Raw genomic sequence first — 17,851 nt, 5'->3', positions numbered from 1 at the left:
GTGTCACATCCACTTCGCAGCATTCTGCGCATCGGTTGTCGCCATATCGACGGCACCGTCTTTAACTACCTTTGCGACAGCCTGAATAATGGGGAGCAGGCCAGTGGTCTGGTCAGGACTCTGGATGGCATCGTCCCACCGCCGCTGCTTGTCCATATAGGCATCCCTGGCGCCGGATTCCCACTGCGAAACCAGACCATTGACGTACCCCTGCAGTTCTTGATGCGCTTCAGCCAAACGACCTTTCGCGGCAACGAGGTCGTCGGACATCGCGTGCAGCTGCTCCGACGAGTACTTTACTTCTGACATTGATACTCCTTGAGACAGTGTGGTAGCCGGGCTGGGTTCAGATATTCAGGCTGGATGCCGAGTCACCGAGATCCCCAGAGGCGCCCGCAGCGTTCATGGCCGCCAAGTTCGCCTGTTCCTGTGCGTCGTAGCCCCGGCCGTTCTCCCGGATCTGAACAGCGATTTCGGCCAGCACATCGCTCAGCTGACGTGCTTTCTGGTCATAATCCGCCATGATCTTGATGAAGGCACCGGCGGCCGCACCAACCCAGTTGCCTTGCGAGCCGGCGACAATGTCACGGACCCTGGCGATCTCGGTCTGCATCTGCCCGTTCACGGTCTCGACATGCTTGGCAGCAGTCTCCATTGCGGCCAAATCGGCAACTACCGACATGATTCCTCCTCGTTACGAGTTCGGATCCGGACCCCCTGCGTCCGCAAACGGTCCGAACTTGCCTTCATGATGATTGGACGGAGTCCCCGCCCAATCGGTTCCAACGAATTTCGGAAAAATCCCGGCCGGTGTCATCGGATGATGTCCAGCGAGGACGCGAGGTCTTCACAGATAGGTGTAATCGAGTCCTGCCCCCCTGTCTGATACTGGCATCCGATGCTGATCTGGATGCTGTGCTCGACGATAACATGCCAGTCAACGATGGATCCGCCCTCCGGATGCTCGGAATAGGCGAGTCCGGAACGGCCTCCGAAGACCACGTCGCGGCGGATCGGAGAGTACAAACCCGCTGCGGCAGCGACCCTTTTGGCTTCGAGGTCGGCGGCGACCTGTTCGTAGCCGGCGCCGGGGACCCGCAACTGCTCCTGGACAACCGTGATGCGAGCCTTCGGTCCCTCGGTGGGCTCCAGCACGACGCGATCGGCGGAGGCAGTGGCAGGGTCGGTTACGCGCCAGCCGTCGGGGACGGCGAACATCACCGGCCCCACGGTCATAGAGCCCGAGCCGGGTTCTTCCGGATCCGTGGGAGCGGCGGGCACACCGGTAGTCGTCGGGGTGGAAGCTACTGCTTCGGAATCTCCGCCCGTGGACATCCCGAGGAAGACACCGCCGGCTACCAGGACCGCCAGCGCCATTACCGCTGCGGCGCCGACGTAGAGCGGAGTTTTCGAGCGGGGTGGCCTGGTGGCGGCCGCTCGTTCGCGCAGCGGTTGCAGCCATTCGGCGTCGGCGGCGGCCGGTGGGAGGCTGGGCCGCTGATCGATGGGATCGGTATTGCGGGCCCGAACCAGGTCGGCGCCGCCGAGAACGAGTAGCTCGGCACGGCACAGTTCGCCGATCACCTCGGCGACGAGATCGAGGAAATCGGCGTCCGTCCGGCCGACGATGACCACGGAATCGACCTGGCAGCCATGGATCAGGCGTTCGATCATCGAACGGAAGGAGGTGCGGCCGTACTCGTCGCCACTGATCTCTACCGCGGCCAGAAGTGGTTCGTGCTCACAGAATTCGAGCCGCGGGCCACTGTCGCTCGGCACGACCGTCGACGCGGTGGTCGACAACGGACCGAATTCCAGGACCACGGTGCGCACGTCCCGGATCCGCTGGGTCGCGATCACGGCACGCAGAGCCGCGGGCTGCAGTTCTACTCGGCCGGCATGCCGGGTCGCCGCGGACTGCAGGACGGTCAGGCGGTGCGGATCCCATTCGCTGGGGTGCACCACCGTCAAACGCTCGCAGGGTGAATTGATACGCAGTTGGGTGAGGGTGTGGCCGAAAACGGTGGCCAGGGCGTCCACCGGTTTCGGCATCCCCGGGTCGTAGGCGATGCGGTCAGCGGTGATGAGCTGTGCGGGCGATACCGCGATGGACGGCGGTGCCAGTGGCTCGCCGACCACGAGAGTGCGACCGTCGCTGCCCGGGACGACCGAGGGCACGAAGTCGGCGTGGGTGTTCGCACTCCATGCCCACAGCCGGGTTTCGGTCAGCGCGATCTCGACGGCGGGCATTACAGGCCCGGCATCCATGAGGTCTGGATGAGCTCGGCACCGGAGCGGCCCGCCAGGGTTCCCCGGCCGGGCGGCATCGCGCTCGGGCGCACATTGCCCATCAAGTTGCCTTCTTCTCGGCTACCGCTCATGACGAGGCCGGGCGTGGCCAGATCCCGCATCCGTGAGATAACCGCTTCGTACATGGCGCGGCCCGCGCCACCGGAACGCCGCGCGATGATCAGATGCAGGCCGATATCCTTGGCATGTGCCAGGTAGTCCACGATCTGCGCGATGGGATTACCGCCGGACCCGCTGGCAACCAGGTCGTAGTCGTCGACGACCACATACAGGTCCGGGCCGGTCCACCAGGAGCGTTCCCGCAGTTCCTGCGGCGTGATGTTCGGGCCGGGCAGCCGGGTCTGCAAGAGTCCCGCGAGGTCGCGCATATTGGTCTTCAGGCCCTCGGCACCGGTCGCGTAGGCGGCCAGACGCTCCTGTGGGAATGCACCCAGCATGGTGCGCCGGAAATCCACGAGGATCAGCGCAGCTTGGTTCTGCGCATTGGATTCGATGATCCCGCTGACGATATTGCGTAGCAGGGTCGACTTCCCGCATTCGGTGTCGCCGAAGATGAGGAAATGCGGATTCTCGTCGAAGTTGAGGAAAACCGGAGCCAGCTCGGATTCGTTGATACCGATCGGAATCGCGGCATTGCGCCGGTCCGGCGAGCCCTGCCAGGGGCCGATAGCGCGGACGAACTGCTCGCGGTCGAGCTGTTCGGGCAGCATGCGGACCTGGGGCGCCGGGCGACCCGGCGTCGCCTGCTGTAGCCGGGCGACGGCATCGGCGACACCGCGGCTGATGTCCTCGGGGTCGGACGAACCGTCGACCCGTGGGAGCGCGGTGATCATATGCAGGCTCTCCGGGGTCATACCGCGACCCGGGCGGCCCTGCGGGACCAATGCGGCGACCTTACGGCCGAATTCGGAGTCGGCCGGATCGCCGAGGCGCAGTTCGAGGCGGGTGCCGATCTGGTCCTTGAGCTGGGGGCGGGCCTCCATCCAGCGGGACAGGGCGATCACCACGTGCACACCGTAGGAGAGGCCCTGGACGGCGAGGTTCATGATGGCCTGTTCGAGGGGCTCGAAATCCTGGCGGATGGAGCCGTAACCGTCGATCACCAGGAAGGCGTCGCCGAAGGGGTCCTCGTGGGCGCCGGCGGCGGCCTGGCTGACGGCCGGGTCGCCGGCACGCAGGCGGCGGAATTCCGACATCGATTCGATACCGAGCTGGCGGAACCGCAATTCGCGGTTGCGCACGATGGTGGTCATCTCCGCGACTGTGCGGCGGACCTTGTCCTGGTCGAGGCGGGCCGCGACCGAACCGACATGGGGTAGCCCCTCGAGGCTGGCGAGGGTGCCGCCACCGAAGTCGAGGCAGTAGAACTGCACCTGTTCGGCGGTGTGGGTCATCGACATCGACATGATCAGCGCACGCAACATCGTCGACTTACCGGACTGCGGACCGCCGACCACGGCGACGTTACCGCGGGCGCCGGACAGGTCTACGACCAGCGGATCACGCCGCTGGTCGTACGGTCGGTCGACGATACCGATGGGTGCGCGCAGGCTCGCGACGGCGTTGTATTCGCCGGTGAGAATCGAACGCTCGTTGAGCTGGTCGAGCGGCGGGGCGGCGTCCAGCGGCGGCAACCAGATCGCGTGCGCGGGGCGACCGTGCCCGCGAATCCGGGCGGCGATCATGCCCAGGTTGGAGATCTGCTCGCCGTCCTCGACCAGGGGTTCCGGCTCGTCGACGGGTTCGGGAGCGAGTGGAACACGGTCCGCGGCACGGAATTCCACATGCTTGGCCAGGAACGGCCGCGCGGTGACATCGAGTTCACCGGCACTGGTGGCGACCGATATATCGCGCTGCGGACCGCCACCCACATACGGACCCGAAACGTAGGAGGCCTGGAAGCGCTGGATCTCGCCCGAATCCGACTTCAGATAGCCGCCGCCCGGGACACCGGGCAGATTGTACGCATCGGGAACGCCCAGCACCTGGCGAGATTCGTTGGCGGAGAAGGTTTTCAGGCCGATCCGGTACGACAGGTGGGATTCGAGACCTTTCAGTTTGCCTTCTTCCAGCCGCTGCGAGGCGAGCAGAAGGTGCACGTGCAGCGAGCGGCCCAGCCGGCCGATCATCACGAACAGTTCCGCGAAATCCGGGTGCTGGGTGAGCAATTCGGAGAATTCGTCGAGCACGACGAACAGTGCGGGCAACGGATCCAGGTCGGCGCCGGCGGCGCGAGCTTTCTCGTAGTCGGAAACATTGGCGAAGTTACCGGCCTGACGCAGGACTTCCTGCCGGCGGTTCATCTCACCGGCCAGGGCGTCACGCATACGGTCGACGAGGTCGGCCTCTTCTTCGAGGTTGGTGATAACGGCCGCGACATGTGGGACCTGGTCGAGACCGAGGAAGGTCGCACCACCCTTGAAGTCGACCAGGACCAGGTTCAGCTGGTCCGGTGAATGGGTGGCGAGCAGGCTCAGGACCAGGGTGCGCAGGAACTCCGATTTACCGGAACCGGTGGCACCGATGCACAAGCCGTGCGGACCCATACCGGATTCGGCGGCTTCCTTGATATCGAGAACGACCGGCAGGCCGTCGGCGCCGACACCGAACGGCACCCGCAGGCGTTCCCGGCCGTAGCGGGGATGCCAGGCGCGCTCCGGGTTGAAGGAACCGAGGTCGCCGAGGCCCATGAGCTGGGCCCAGGTGTCGATGGTTTCGCCCTCGGTGACCTCGACATCGCTGCTGCGCTGGGTTGCCGCCCGGTAAGGGGCCAGCCGGCGGGCCACCTGCTGGGCCTGCTCCGGGCTGAGCCGGTCGATCATCGCGAAACGTTCCTGGTTGCCGGTGGCGCCGCGACCCAGGCATTCGCCGTTGCGGATGGTGAGCGTGATACCGCGGGATACGGCGAGCCGCGGAGCGTAGCCGCAGAGATCGATGACTGTGACGCCTTCGTAGCCGGCCTCGCGCAGCTGATCTTCCTCGGCTTCGAGCAGACCGCCGTCCACCAGGATCACCACATGCACCATGGCGGAGTTGGTGGGCTGATTACGGGAATAGCGAACACGGTTGGCCAGGATCGGCGCCAAACCGGCCATCATCTCCCGGATCGACCCGTAGAACATGCGCTGACTGCCGATACCGTCCTGGGCATCCGGATGCTGGGTATGCGGCAGCCATTTGGTCCATTCCCATTCCGCGCTGGTGTCGGGCCCGCAGACCACCGCGGTGAGCACCTGGTCGGGGCCGTGGAACATGGCCAGCTGGACCAGCATCGCGCGCACCATATCGCGGGCCTGGGCACGGTCGCCGTCGAGCGCGATGGTGGCGAACCCCTTCACCGCGACCGCGGTCGGCAGATCCGGGACCGTGGAATGGGCCCGGACGAAACGCCGCAGCGATACCGCGGCGATGGGTTCGAGTTCCTCCACCGGGCCGGTCTCCGGCGCCACCAGGCGGGTGGCCAGCCGCTGGCCACCGATCCCGATGCGCACATGACAGAAGTCCTTGTCGCTGGGGCGGCGTTCCCACATCCGGGAGGTGCCCGCGAGCATCCAGACCAGACCGGGTTCGGGATGACTCCATTCGACCGCGGCCCGCTGTTCGGTGGCGGTCACGTCGACATCTTTGCGGACCTGGTCGAGATAACGCAGGTAATCTTTGCGGTCCTCGTTGGCCTCGGCCGCCTTGGCGCCCTTGCCGTTGCCCTGACCGGCGAACATACCGATCATCGAGACCATCATCATCATCGGGAACATCAGCGACATCGGGTTGGACGCGATACCGCCACCCTGCGTGAACATCAACGCCATCATCCCGACCATGCCGATGATCATCACCACCGGCATGAGCTTCATCAGCAGGTTTCCGGGCGTTACCCGGGGAATCTCGGGGGGCGGTTGCAGTGTCACTTCGCCGCCCGGGGTCCGTGGAACCTCCCGGCGCGCACGCCTCTGAAACCGAACCGTGGTCATCGAGCGAGATCCCCCTTGTGGCAATGCGATGTTCGGGCTCAGTGTAGAGGCAGGCGCGAACATGTCGTACAGTTCGACCTGCATTCTGCTGGCCGCGACGTGGGCACGCAACCCGCGCCATCTGCTGGGAGAATGTGAAAACGGCAGGGTAGCAAACAAACTTGGGGGAAGCGTGACGCATGCGCGACTCGACCATATGGAGGAAGATTCCTCGCGGGGTATAGTCCGCGCACCGGATCTCACCAGGGTCACCATTCTGGCCAAACACACACAGGTCGATATGGCCATCCCGGTAGATGTGCCCGTGGCCCTGGTCATTCCCAGCGTCGTCGATATGGTCGCCGCGCACAGCCGCACCAATGAGTTCGACAATCAGGGCGAACGGTACGAACCTGCCGACTGGGTACTGGCACGGATCGGTCAGCCGCCGCTGTCGAACTCGCTGAGCCTGGGCGAACAGGGTATCCGCGACGGCGAGTTGCTCATGCTGGAGAACTCCGCGGCCACTGCACCCACTCCCCTGTTCGACGACATCATGTACAACGTCGCCGTCGCCGATGCCGAACACTTCCGCGGCTGGAATCCGAAAACTGCGCGGATCACCGGCTCGGTACTGGCCGTTCTCGCCATGCTGGCGGGTTGCACGGGCCTGCTGGCGGCGCCCGATGCGATGCCCGGCTGGATCACCGGCGCGATCGCGCTGGGCGTGACCGTGCTGCTGGTGGTGGCAGCGATGATCCTGAGCCGCGTCTACGGGGATCCGAAAACGGCACTGGTACTCGGCGGCTGCGCGCTGCCGCTCGCCTTCACCGGTGGCATGCTCATCGTCCCGGACCACTACGGCTGGGCGCATCTGCTGCTCGGGTCCACGCTGTTCGGGGCCACCGCGATCCTGGCCTGGCGCGTGACCGGTGTCGGGCTCGGGGTGTTCATCGGCGCCGGCACCGTTGCGATCTTCCTGGTCCCCTCGGCATTGGTCGGCCTGCTCACCGCGCAGCGGCTCGAAGCGGTCGGCGCCGTGGTGGCGGCCGTCGGACTGGGCGCGTTGTCGCTGGCGCCGCGTATTTCGATGATGCTGGCGAAACTGCCGCTACCGCCGGTTCCGGCCCCGGGCACCCCGATCGATCCCACCGAGGACGATCCCGACGACCATCGCGCCCTGCCCACCCTCGATATCCTGCATGCGAAATCCATGCGGGCGCGCACCTATTTGAGCGGGCTGGTCACCGCGACCGCACTGGTCACGGTGGTCGGCGCACTGGTGGCCACCGATCCCGACTACGGCGGCTTCTATTGGCAGGGCATCGCGCTCGCGCTCGTCTGCGCGGCAGTCCTCATGTTCCGCAGCCGCACCTACGCCGGCGCGGAACAGGCCGTCATCCTGATCGTCGCGGGTGCCGCAATCCTGCTGGTCATGCTCGCGGCCATGGCCTTCGTGGCCGATCTGCCGATGGCGGCGTTCGGGGCCGCGCTGGTGATGGTGATCGCGGCGCTGGTCCTCGGCATCATTGTCCCCAACCAGTCGGCGACACCGCCGATGCGGCGCGCGGCCGAACTGATCGAATACGGCTTCGTGGCCGCGGTACTGCCGCTCGTTTTCTGGGTGGCCGACTTCTACTCCCTCGTCCGCGGGCTGTGAGCCGGGGGATCCGCACCGCGGCCGTGGCCGCGGTTCTGGGGGTGAGCGCATCACTGGGGTTCGCGCAACCGACCGCCTACGCCGACCGGCCACCGGCGGTGGATCCGGGCCAGGTGCCCTCCGGTGATCCGGCGAGACCCAGCGAACCGACCGAACGCAAGGCCAACGCCCCGTGCACCAGCACGGTCGCCGGCGGCGAGGGCCCGACAGTGCCCGCCGCACAGGCGGCCCTGGATCTCCCGCACGCGTGGCAGTTCTCCAAAGGGGAAGGTCAACTGGTCGCGGTGATCGATACCGGCGTCGCCCGGCACCCGCGACTGCCGGGCCTGCGCCCCGGCGGGGATTTCGTGGCGAACAGCGGCGACGGCACCGAGGACTGCGATGCGCACGGCACGTTGGTGGCCGGTATCATCGGCGCGAGTCACGTTCTGGGACAAGGCTTTTCCGGTGTAGCTCCGGCGGCGACCATCCTCGCGATTCGCCAGACGAGCGATAAATACGTGAAGGCGGGCAGTAACGCCACCAAATCCCCCGAGGACCTCTCCAAAGAGGGATACGGCAATGTCGCGACCATGGCGCAGGCCATCCGCCGCGCCGCGGATATGGGCGCCACGGTTATCAACATCTCCGAGGTCGCCTGCAGTTCCAGCCCCATCTCCGACGGTTCGCTGGGTGCGGCACTGCACTACGCGGTGCATACGAAGAACGCCGTGGTCGTCACCTCTGCGGGTAACACCGACAACGACAACTGCAAGGGCAACACCAACATTCTGGATCCGCTGGATCCCACCGCGGATCCGTGGAGCAAAACAACCGTCAATGTCACGCCGGCCCGCTATGACGATCTGGTGCTCTCGGTCGGCTCCATCGACGCCGACGGAGCACCCTCCGAATTCACCGTTCCCGGACCGTGGTTGAGCGTCGCCGCACCCGGCGAGAACATCGTGTCCCTGGATTCTGTCGGCACCGGGGTCATCAACGGCACCGTCGGCGGCCAGGGCCAGCAGAGCATCAACGGAACGAGCTTCGCCGCGCCTTATGTCTCCGGTGTGGTCGCACTGGTCCGCTCACGTTTCCCGGAGCTTTCCGCCGTAGAAGTGATGAAACGGATCCAGGCCACCGCGCATGCACCGGCCGAGGGCTGGAATCCGTACGTGGGCTACGGTGCGATCGATCCGGTCGCCGCCCTGACCAACGAGGTCACCGACGAACTCCGCCCCAAGGAACCGAACCCGCCGGTGAGCAAACAACTCGCGGTTCCCGCGCCACCCGACCCACCGGACCATACGGCCCGCAATGTGGCACTGATCGGCAGCGGGATCATCGGTGGCAGCCTGATCATCGGCTACCTGGCGTCGTTCCCCACCCGGCGCCGGTTCGGAGTCGGCGAAGACGACGCCTGACTATGCTTTGGCTATATCTCGTTCACCGCCCGGTGATATGGACGAGAGGGTAACCTCCGATTCGGCCTTGGTATGGAAATAGTCACCGCCTTTTGCGCGTGGATTGTCGGTGCCCCAGTGCCGGTCGTCTCCTCGCCCCGGTGTCAGGTGTGGGATATGTTTCCGGCAGTGAATATATGCTTCCACCACCTGCACGACCACCCAGAGTCGCGCGCCGCGCCCGCGATGGTCCAGCGGCAATTCGGACACCGAACTGCGCAGGACGGCATCATCTGTGATGTGGGCACGGCCGTTGATGTGCAGACCGATGCGGTCCTGTGTGAAATCGATGAGCAGGATACCGACATGCGGATTCGTGTGAATATTGCCGAGACTGGCCATTACCCCATTTCCCCGGTATTCCGGGTAGGCGATGGCGTGTTCGTCGATGACATGCAGGAATCCTGGGTCACCGGCCCGGAAGCTGGCATCGCATTCTCCCTGATCATTCGCCGTGGCAATGAATGCCATATCCATTCGGCCGACGAACGCGATCATGCGCGCATTGAGATGATCGAGCACCTGGGTACGATAGAACTGGTCCGCCCGCTCCCGGGTGCCGTTTCGTTCTTGGAGTTCGTACTCGCCGCTGCTGCCGGACATGAATGCCTCTTCTCATAGCCGGGTACGACGCGGCCGAGGAGACCACACGCGCCGGAGATGATCGGAATGCTATCCGGTTTAACCGATCATTTTCGGACTCCAGCCGTACGATGCAGCGAATTTGCGAATTGTTTAGACTGCGTGAAATCTGCTTGCCCTACCCATGCCGCCGGACAAATTATGCTGCCTGGCAACGAAATACTCGGCACCCTGATCGTCGGCTGCCCGCCGTCCCAGCGTCGTCCCCCATGGGTCACCGCTTCGGGACCGGCGCACAACACTCCGGCCGCGGCGCGCCGACGCGGGCCCCTATTTCGTCGATGCGACCGGTTGGTCAGCTGGCGAGGGGTCCGAAGCGACGCCGTCGTGGGCGACCAGGGCCTCTTCACGGCCCAGCGTCGGGCCGGCCGCCAAGAGTCCGACGATCGGCCATGGTGCTGGTTCTGGTTTGTCCGGCATCCCGAGTGCCTTTACCGCGTCGGCGTTCTTGATCCCGAACCGCACACCGGTGTCGGCGATATAGAAAATGCTGTCCTTCCGCCTGCTGTCCGGTTCGATACCGGTGGTCTGGACGTAGGCCCCGGTACCCGGAGCGATGTAGGTGGAGTCGACGTTCTGGCCCGAACCGTCGGCCTGCGCGAGCGGAACCAGTTTGGCGTCGTCCTTCATCGGCAGGCTCACTCCGGTGATCAACTGCAGCTCGGCTCGGGTGCCGGTGTTCTCCCCCGCCTCCGGGACCGGCTTCCAGGACAGGCAGCTCACCGGCCGGTCCATGGCCTCGAGGATGCTCGGTGCCGTCGCCGGGTAGCTCTGGATCTGCAGAGCCGAGGACACGGCGGCGCGGGTGCGCTGGGCCTGATCGATGATGAAATCGCTGGAGGTCTGCGGATTGGCGTTGCGGATGATGTCCGCCGTCAACGGCGAAACCTGCTGCAACCCGTCGGCGAGCACCACATAGAACTCCTGAGAGGTGCCCACCTGCACCACCTCACCGATCCGGTGATCGCCGATCTCGTAACCGGGGACACCGCCGGGATCGGCGATCGGCGGGGCGATCAGCGGCAGCGCTTCGGGGATCGCGTTGATCAGGCCCTCGCTCACCGGGCGCGGAGCGGCGCCGGTGATATTCAAGGCGTCGGTGACCGGACGATCGTTCATATCGACCCGGGCGCGTTTGTTGTCGTACACCAGGTAGGTGTGCTTTTCCCCCTGCACGAGCAGCGCTTTGCCGGGTTCCACGGCCGAGGCCTTCGCGCCCAGTTCCAGACCGCCCGCGAGCACCGAGGTCGTGCGGTCCTGGCTGCCGTCGTTCTTCAGCACGTCACAGATGGTCCACTGCCGGCCTTTGCCTTCGGAGTCGAAGTGGATCGCGCCGGGCGCGCCGGGAATACCGATCAGTGGGCCGCGTGCCTTCTTGCCGACCTCGGATTCCTTGACGATCACCGCCTTCGGAGCGTCACCGGCGGCCAGCCGCGCGGAGGCCAGGTTCAGCGCCGGATGCACCACATCGTTGAGCACCACGTACACGGCACCGGATTCCTTACCGATGAGGAGCTTGTTGTCGCCGACCTTGTCCTGCGGGCGGAGCAGCGCAAGCACACCGCATCCCGCCAGCACCACAATGGCCAGGACCAAACCCACCACATAGGCGCGCACCTGGGAACGCATGGGATCGTGCAGCATTCGCACATCGCGCCGCACCAGCGCATGTTCCATCCGGCGAACCAGAAAGTTGTAGCCGCTGATCTGCCACCGAGTTGTGGGCTTTGAAGGCATCGTCTTCCCCCGAACTGTGCTCGTGCTCGCGGAACACAGTACAGTTCCCGGGGACGTAGTTCAGCTCGGCCGCCCGATAATCGGCCGACACCGGGTACCTGGGGGACTCTTAATGGCCGTGCCAGCCACATCGGGACGCAGGCGCAACCTGCTGTTCGGGCGTATTTCGATGCCGAACCTGCTCATCGCACAGGTGCTCGCGCTCGGCGCGGCGACCGTCGTACTGCTGGTGGGGTTGAGCCCGTGGATCGCCTTGGGAGTCGCAGTGGTCACCGGGTTGATCCCGTTGATCCCGATCGGCCGCCGGGTACTGCTGGATTGGATCGCCACCTGGTGGCATTACCGCGCGCACCGGGAATACCTGATCGGCGACAGCGATGATTTCCGTGGTCCCGACGACCGTTCACTGGGCCTGTACTGGGACGAGAGCCGAGTGGTCGCCGTTGTCGAGGTTTTGCCCCCGCCGGGTGGGCTGACCCGGATCGACCGCACCGCGGTCCATGCGTCACATCTGCTGCCGATGGCCGAACTGGCAACCTGCCTCGCCCAGCACGATATCCTGCTCAGCGGTATCGACATCATCAGCCACGGCCACCGCAGCCGTTCCGGCACACCGGCGGGCGCCATCTACGAATCGCTGCTGGGCCCCCTACCCGCAACGGCGCATCGAACCGTCTGGCTGGCAATCGGATTCGATATGGTCGACTGCCCCGGCGCCGCGGCTCGGCGCGGTGGTGGTGACGAGGGAGCCGCACGGTCGGTGACCATCGCAACCCAGCGGATCGTGCGCACTCTGGAGGACGCCGGTTGCGCCTCGCGCCTGCTCACCGCATCGGAGATCCGGTCGGCCGTGCGGCAGGTCATCCACGGTGCCGATGCGCGCGATCTCACCCATCGGTGGCGTTACGCCGAACTCGGCAACAGCGTGAACATAGGGGCGGCGATCGACCCGAAACAGCTCGGGTCGGAGATCCTCTCGCAGTTGTGGGTCGCCGAGTCGCGCGGTACCACGGTGGCGGTGCGGTTGCGACCGGGCACGACCGCGGACACTGTGCATGTGGGAGCGGCCTGGCGGTCGACGCTGCGGGAGATGCCGGAGAAGACGAAATCGAAGGGCATGGTGTCGGTGAACGGCCGGCATCGCGACAGCCTGCTCGCGCATCTGCCGATCGGTATCCCCGATCTGGAAGATGTGGTGCCGACCGCCGAGTACCCCGTCGAGGTCCTGGATGCGCTCGCCCTGCCGTCGTCGGGCTGCGGTCAGTTGATCGGCTCGGACGACGAGGGTAACGGTGTGGCGCTGCGCATCATCGGTGCCGGTATCTCCGCGGTGTACGTCGCCGGTGAGCTGTACCTGGCCCAGCAGCTGGTCTTCCGCGCGCTGGCCGTCGGCGAGCGGATTCTGGTCCGCACGAACCGGCCACAGGCCTGGTATCAGCTGATCGAGACGATCGGCAACCCCGAGCGCCTGATGCTGGCAATGGAAACCCATCAGTCGGACGCCGGATTCACCGCGACGGTCGTCGACGGGGTGATGGCGCCCGCCCCGCACGCCGGTATCACCACCATCTACGTCACCGGTGACCCGATGGGCTGGCCGGCCACCAAACCGGATCTGTCGATCCAGCAGCCCGGCGCGATCGGTAGCCGCGTGGTTCTGCGCACCGCGACCACCCAGATCCCGCTGAACCTGGTCTCGATCCCCCGCGAGCACACCTATATCGGCGAACCGCGGACCCGCCAGCCGGTGGAGCGGCCCCATCCGGCCCCCGCGCGCCAGCCACAGCGCCGCTGACGAAGCCGGGCCCATATCCGCGCAGCGCCGCGTTTCACCGTCCGAATACGGTGTTCCACAGGTCGGCCGCGATCCGGTTCATCGGGACCACCACCCGCCGGTGCACCCAGGCGATCGGGCGCACCACAACCACTTCACCGGCCACTGCCAGTGCACGCAGCACCGGGCGCAACGCATAGCGGTAGACGACCACACACGGCACGACGACCAGCACACGCACCACCGCGGTAGCGCCCCGCCAGCCGTACTCGGCCAGGCTCGCGAGCAGGATCCCGCACGGCCACAGTATCCATCGCTGCACCATGCGCACCGGCCATACGACACACCATTCCCACAGCCACCGGCCGGTGACCGCTACCGCATGCAGCACCGGCCGCAGGAGCCACCGCCAGAACCAATCGCCAGTTGCCGCGATCGCGTATAGCACCGGCCGGAGCACCCACCGCCACACCAGGACGAGCACCGGTCGTATTGCGCGCCGCCAGAGCCATTGCTCTACGACATACCGCAGCGGGCGCAGCACCCGGTCCAGCATGAACGCGCCCAGCGGCGTGAGCACCATTCCCCACAGCACGTGCTGTACGGCCCAGCCCCACACCCCGTCTTTCAGGAACAACCACAGCGGCCGCAGCAGCCAGGACCAGACGAACCGGCACACCGGAACCAGCAACCTGTCCCGGACGAAGACGCCCGCCGCCACAATTGCCCGCCCGCACAGCTTCAATCCCTCCAGACCAGCCGCACCGGAACGAGGAGTACCACCGCGAAGGCCCGCGCCACCCATTCCCGCGTCGATACCGGCCGCCGCGGCTCCGGTGGATCTGTCGATTCCATCGAATCCTCCTCCCGCACGCCATCATCGCATTTCGTCCCGACAGACCACAGATGAAACCGTCGAGAGTCCCCAGCGCCGATCCGACCGCACCACAAGGCGGCGCAGCAGTATTCGACGGAGGGGCCGCAACCGGCACACCTGCCACCGAAAGCATCCGTCGGCGGAGTGCGTGCAGGTGTCGTCCCGCGCCGGCCGGCTGTGCCGAGTTCAGCGAACAGTCGAAGCCGCGGGCAGGTCGTGGCGGCCGTGCTCGTCACCCCGGCGGCGCCATCAGCAGCGCCGCAACCATCGGTGCGCCCTACTTGATCACCGCCGACCCGCTCGCCGCACCGGCCGTGTGTTCCGCTCACGAGACAATGTGGCGCAGCGGCGAGTAATCCGGGCAGGCCCCGAGCAGTTGGGCCGCCACTCCCCGGCATCGGACAGTGGTCGTACCGCACATCAGCTACGCGGGCACGGACCGAGGAGCCGAGAGGACCGCGCGTCGGCGCGCCGGAAATTCCGCCCGCAACGAGGTGGCTGCTTTACCTACTCGTGAACCAGTTTCACCCCGGATACGGTTCGCTCACCCGGGCCGCGGCCAGGGCGTTTCCCCACCAGGCCAGCTGGGAGAGCATGCGGTCGGCAGCGTCGATGGCGGCGCCGTCGCCGGTATTTCCGTCGGCGTCGAACTGTTTGCGGGCGCGGTGGAAGCTCACCGATTCACGCACGGAGACCATATGGATTTCCGCGACGACCTGCCGTAGCTGCTCCACCGCCCGAAGGCCACCCGACAGACCGCCGTAGGAGACGAATCCGATCGGTTTGGCCCGCCACTCGTGTTTGGCGCTGTCCAGCGCGGTTTTCAGCGAGGCCGGATAACCGTGGTTGTACTCCGAGGTCACCGCGACGAAGGCATCGGCGTCCGCGAGTCGTTGCCGGAAACGCTCGGTTTCCGGTGCGTCGGAAAGGTCCGTCGGGAGCGGCGTGTGCAGTAGATCGATGATCCCGGTCTCGAATTCCGGCCGGGCGCGCGCCGTGCGGACGAACCAGTCGGCGACCACGGGCGCGAGACGTTGCGGCCGGATACTGGCGATTATCACCTCCAAGCGGAGCGGACCGTCCACGGCACGTGCCCCGCCCGCTGCTGCATCCGCTCGGTTCACGGCAGCTCGAACGGGAGTGCGACACCGGCGTGTACCCGGCAGTGCTCGCAGGTTCCGGTATCGGCGATGGCGGCGACGGCGTCGTGGACGAGCTTCTTGAAGGGACCGATATTGCGTTCGAATTCGGCGAAGACCTCCGCCGCCCGCACCCCTTCGCCTTCGGTGAGCCCGGCGTCGAGATCCGTGACCAGCGCGAGGGCGGCGTAACACATTTCCAGTTCACGGGCGAGGACGGCTTCGGGATAACCGGTCATATTGACCAGCTCCCAGCCTTGAGCCGCATACCACCGGCTTTCGGCGCGGGTGGAGAAACGCGGGCCCTGGATCACGGCCATGGTTCCGTGCGGTTGCACGTGGACGGCACTGTCGGCGGATTTCACCGCGACCGCGCGCAGATCGGGGCAGTACGGGTCGGCGAACGATACGTGGATGCCGTTGGCATCGAAGTAGGTCTGGGCCCGGCCGGAAGTCCGGTCGACGAGTTGGTCCGGGATGACCACGGTGCCCGGCCCCCAGTCCGGGCGGAGGCTGCCGACCGCGCACGGGGCGAAGATCCGCCGTACACCCAGCGAACGCAACGCCCACATATTCGCCTGGTAGGGCACCGTGTGCGGGGAATACTCGTGCCGGGTGCCGTGGCGGGGCAGGAACGCGACCGAACGCCCTTCGACGGTGCCGACCGTTATCGGTGCGCTCGGGTCCCCGTACGGGGTGCGTACCGTCACGGGTTCCATGGCGCCGTCGAAAAAGTCGTAGAATCCGCTACCGCCGATAACCGCCAGTGCCGGCCGATCGTGGGATGTCATAGTGTCGATTCTCGCGCGCCCGGACCACGAACGCACGGCGGGCACCTGACAGAAATCGCCGGTGACTGTACCCTATGGGGGTATATACGGTCTTCCGACCGGCACAGAGGAGATACCCGGTGACTTCCGACCCGACCCCGGCCGACACGGCCGCCGACACGGCGACCGCCCACGCACACCACGGCTACATCACCAGCAAGGAAGACTATCTGAAGCGGCTACGCCGGATCGAAGGCCAGTCGCGAGGCTTGCAGCGGATGGTCGAAGAGGAGAAATACTGCATCGATATCCTCACGCAGGTCTCCGCGATGACCAAGGCGCTACAGGCCGTCGCGATGGGGCTGCTCGAGGACCATATAAGCCACTGTGTGGTGGACGCGGCGGTCGCCGGGGGCCCCGAGGCCGAAGCCAAGATCAAAGAGGCCACCGACGCCATCGCCCGCCTCGTCCGCTCCTGACCGAAGGCATCGGAAAACCCGAGCCGCTGCGACAGAACCTCTCCGGCCACTGGACGCGCCGGATCACCGGAGAGCACCGTCTCGTCTTCCTGATCGACCACGAAACGGTCGTGGTCTTCGCTTGCCGCTTCCGCTACGAATAGCTCGCGACCGGAACTGTTCAGGGGTTCCCGGTGAGCAACGGGGCCAGGGCGCGCAGGGTGGCGAGGTAGTCCTCGCCCAGCGCCTGCAGCGCCAGGTGGTCGGCGCCCGCGTCGATATGCGCGCGGACCTGTTCGGCGACCTCGTCGGCGGACCCGTGCACGGCGAGCGCGTCCAGCAGGCGGTCACTGCCGGGCTTGGCGATATCGTCGTCGGTGTAGCCCAGCCGCTGGAGGTTCGTGGTGTAGTTGCGCAGCCCGAGATACATCTCGACCACCGTACGGCCGGTGGCCCGGGCACGTTCCGGGTCGGTATCGACCACCAGTTTCTGCTCGGGCACCAGCAGCGCGTCACCGACCGCGGTGCGGGCCTGCTCGGTGTGCTGCGGCGTGGTGAGGTAGGGCAGGGCGCCCGCGGTGCGGTCGGCCGCCAGTTTCAGCACTTTGGGCCCGAGCGCGGCGAGCATCCGGCCGGAAACCGGCACCTGCGCGGCATCCAACTCGTCCAGGTACTCGACCAGCGCCTCGTACGGAGAACGGTAGGGCTTATCGGCTTCGGGATGCCCGCAGCCGATACCGAGCACGAAACGCCCCGGAAACCGCTGCTCGATCCGGTGGAACGATTCGGCGACCGCACCGGCGGGCGCGGTCCAGATATTGACGATGCTGGTGCCCACCTTCAGTGTTTCGGTCGCTGCGAGCAGGTCCTCCACCACCGGCAGATCGGCGGTCGGCGAACCACCCAGCCACAGCGCCCCGTATCCGAGACCCTCCAGCTCGGCTGCCGCTTCCGGGGTGAACAGTTTGTAGTAACGCCATACGCCGTAACGTCCGAGATCAATCGTCATGTCTACCGCAACCTTGTCGTCGACCGGACAATTCCGCCATCGACCCTATCCCCGCGCCTGCCGCCCCGAGGTCGTCCGCCGAC

15 protein-coding genes are annotated in these 17,851 nt (G+C 66.1%); 5 read left to right on the top strand and 10 right to left on the bottom strand.

What is annotated here, in order from left to right:
- Window positions 1-3 precede the first annotated feature (3 nt).
- The 4 genes from NFL01S_RS19300 to eccCa all read right to left on the bottom strand — a co-directional run bounded on the left by NFL01S_RS19300 (window position 4) and on the right by eccCa (window position 6,281).
- Window positions 4-309 carry a WXG100 family type VII secretion target gene (locus NFL01S_RS19300; protein ID WP_062977235.1) on the bottom strand — a complete coding sequence of 102 codons (306 nt, stop codon included), beginning with the start codon at window positions 307-309 and terminating at the stop codon, window positions 4-6.
- A 37-nt stretch (window positions 310-346) separates the two neighbouring features.
- Window positions 347-682, bottom strand: a complete 336-nt coding sequence (locus NFL01S_RS19295) for a WXG100 family type VII secretion target (RefSeq protein WP_062977233.1) — start codon at window positions 680-682, stop codon at window positions 347-349.
- Between the two features lie 131 nt (window positions 683-813).
- Entirely contained in the window at window positions 814-2,250 is a 1,437-nt protein-coding gene (locus NFL01S_RS19290; RefSeq protein WP_062977231.1) for a type VII secretion-associated protein, read from the bottom strand.
- Window positions 2,250-6,281 (bottom strand): type VII secretion protein EccCa, encoded by a 4,032-nt coding sequence (gene eccCa / locus NFL01S_RS19285; RefSeq protein WP_062977229.1) that lies wholly within the window; start codon window positions 6,279-6,281, stop codon window positions 2,250-2,252. The genes NFL01S_RS19290 and eccCa overlap by 1 nt, the downstream gene beginning before the upstream one ends.
- A 172-nt stretch (window positions 6,282-6,453) precedes the next feature.
- Here eccCa and eccD point away from each other — a divergent pair, with 172 nt between their 5' ends.
- Both eccD and mycP read left to right on the top strand, forming a co-directional pair.
- Window positions 6,454-7,920 carry a type VII secretion integral membrane protein EccD gene (eccD, locus tag NFL01S_RS19280; protein WP_062977227.1) on the top strand — a complete coding sequence of 489 codons (1,467 nt, stop codon included), beginning with the start codon at window positions 6,454-6,456 and terminating at the stop codon, window positions 7,918-7,920.
- 41 nt (window positions 7,921-7,961) lie between these two features.
- Entirely contained in the window at window positions 7,962-9,323 is a 1,362-nt protein-coding gene (gene mycP / locus NFL01S_RS19275; RefSeq protein ID WP_245670787.1) for a type VII secretion-associated serine protease mycosin, read from the top strand.
- Here mycP and NFL01S_RS19270 read toward each other — a convergent pair whose 3' ends face one another.
- On the bottom strand, window positions 9,324-9,965 hold the full coding sequence (locus tag NFL01S_RS19270) for a pyridoxamine 5'-phosphate oxidase family protein (RefSeq protein ID WP_062977223.1): 642 nt from the start codon (window positions 9,963-9,965) through the stop codon (window positions 9,324-9,326).
- Window positions 9,966-10,274: 309 nt separating this feature from the next.
- Window positions 10,275-11,741 carry a type VII secretion protein EccB gene (gene eccB / locus NFL01S_RS19265; protein ID WP_062977221.1) on the bottom strand — a complete coding sequence of 489 codons (1,467 nt, stop codon included), beginning with the start codon at window positions 11,739-11,741 and terminating at the stop codon, window positions 10,275-10,277.
- Between the two features lie 112 nt (window positions 11,742-11,853).
- Here eccB and eccE point away from each other — a divergent pair, with 112 nt between their 5' ends.
- A complete protein-coding gene (gene eccE, locus NFL01S_RS19260) occupies window positions 11,854-13,536 on the top strand; it encodes a type VII secretion protein EccE (protein ID WP_084492911.1) in 1,683 nt (560 codons plus the stop codon).
- Between the two features lie 34 nt (window positions 13,537-13,570).
- Here eccE and NFL01S_RS19255 read toward each other — a convergent pair whose 3' ends face one another.
- The 3 genes from NFL01S_RS19255 to NFL01S_RS19245 all read right to left on the bottom strand — a co-directional run bounded on the left by NFL01S_RS19255 (window position 13,571) and on the right by NFL01S_RS19245 (window position 16,322).
- Window positions 13,571-14,260 carry a hypothetical protein gene (locus tag NFL01S_RS19255; RefSeq protein ID WP_157116701.1) on the bottom strand — a complete coding sequence of 230 codons (690 nt, stop codon included), beginning with the start codon at window positions 14,258-14,260 and terminating at the stop codon, window positions 13,571-13,573.
- Between the two features lie 656 nt (window positions 14,261-14,916).
- Window positions 14,917-15,516: an NADPH-dependent FMN reductase gene (locus tag NFL01S_RS19250; protein ID WP_245670786.1), complete on the bottom strand. Its 600-nt coding sequence runs from the start codon at window positions 15,514-15,516 to the stop codon at window positions 14,917-14,919.
- Window positions 15,513-16,322, bottom strand: a complete 810-nt coding sequence (locus NFL01S_RS19245; protein ID WP_062977215.1) for an S-methyl-5'-thioadenosine phosphorylase — start codon at window positions 16,320-16,322, stop codon at window positions 15,513-15,515. The genes NFL01S_RS19250 and NFL01S_RS19245 overlap by 4 nt, the downstream gene beginning before the upstream one ends.
- A gap of 74 nt (window positions 16,323-16,396) precedes the next feature.
- Here NFL01S_RS19245 and NFL01S_RS19240 point away from each other — a divergent pair, with 74 nt between their 5' ends.
- Window positions 16,397-16,780, top strand: coding sequence for a metal-sensitive transcriptional regulator (locus NFL01S_RS19240; RefSeq protein ID WP_210744690.1), 384 nt, complete (start codon window positions 16,397-16,399; stop codon window positions 16,778-16,780).
- Complete coding sequence (locus NFL01S_RS34610; protein ID WP_084492972.1) at window positions 16,687-16,923, top strand: Txe/YoeB family addiction module toxin; 237 nt, start codon at window positions 16,687-16,689, stop codon at window positions 16,921-16,923. Before NFL01S_RS19240 ends, NFL01S_RS34610 begins: the two co-directional genes overlap by 94 nt.
- Before the next feature lie 17 nt (window positions 16,924-16,940).
- On the opposite strand, the gene NFL01S_RS19235 is transcribed toward NFL01S_RS34610, so the two are convergent.
- The gene (locus tag NFL01S_RS19235; RefSeq protein ID WP_062977211.1) at window positions 16,941-17,768 is read right to left on the bottom strand and encodes an LLM class F420-dependent oxidoreductase; all 828 of its coding nucleotides are present in this window, start codon (window positions 17,766-17,768) and stop codon (window positions 16,941-16,943) included.
- Between the last annotated feature and the right edge of the window lie 83 nt (window positions 17,769-17,851).

Origin of the sequence: Nocardia flavorosea NBRC 108225 (assembly GCF_001613385.1) — a bacterium.
Taxonomy (GTDB): Bacteria; Actinomycetota; Actinomycetes; order Mycobacteriales; family Mycobacteriaceae; genus Nocardia; species Nocardia flavorosea.
The sequence above is the reverse complement of the archived record's forward strand: the minus strand, read 5'-3'. Positions and strand labels throughout refer to the sequence as shown.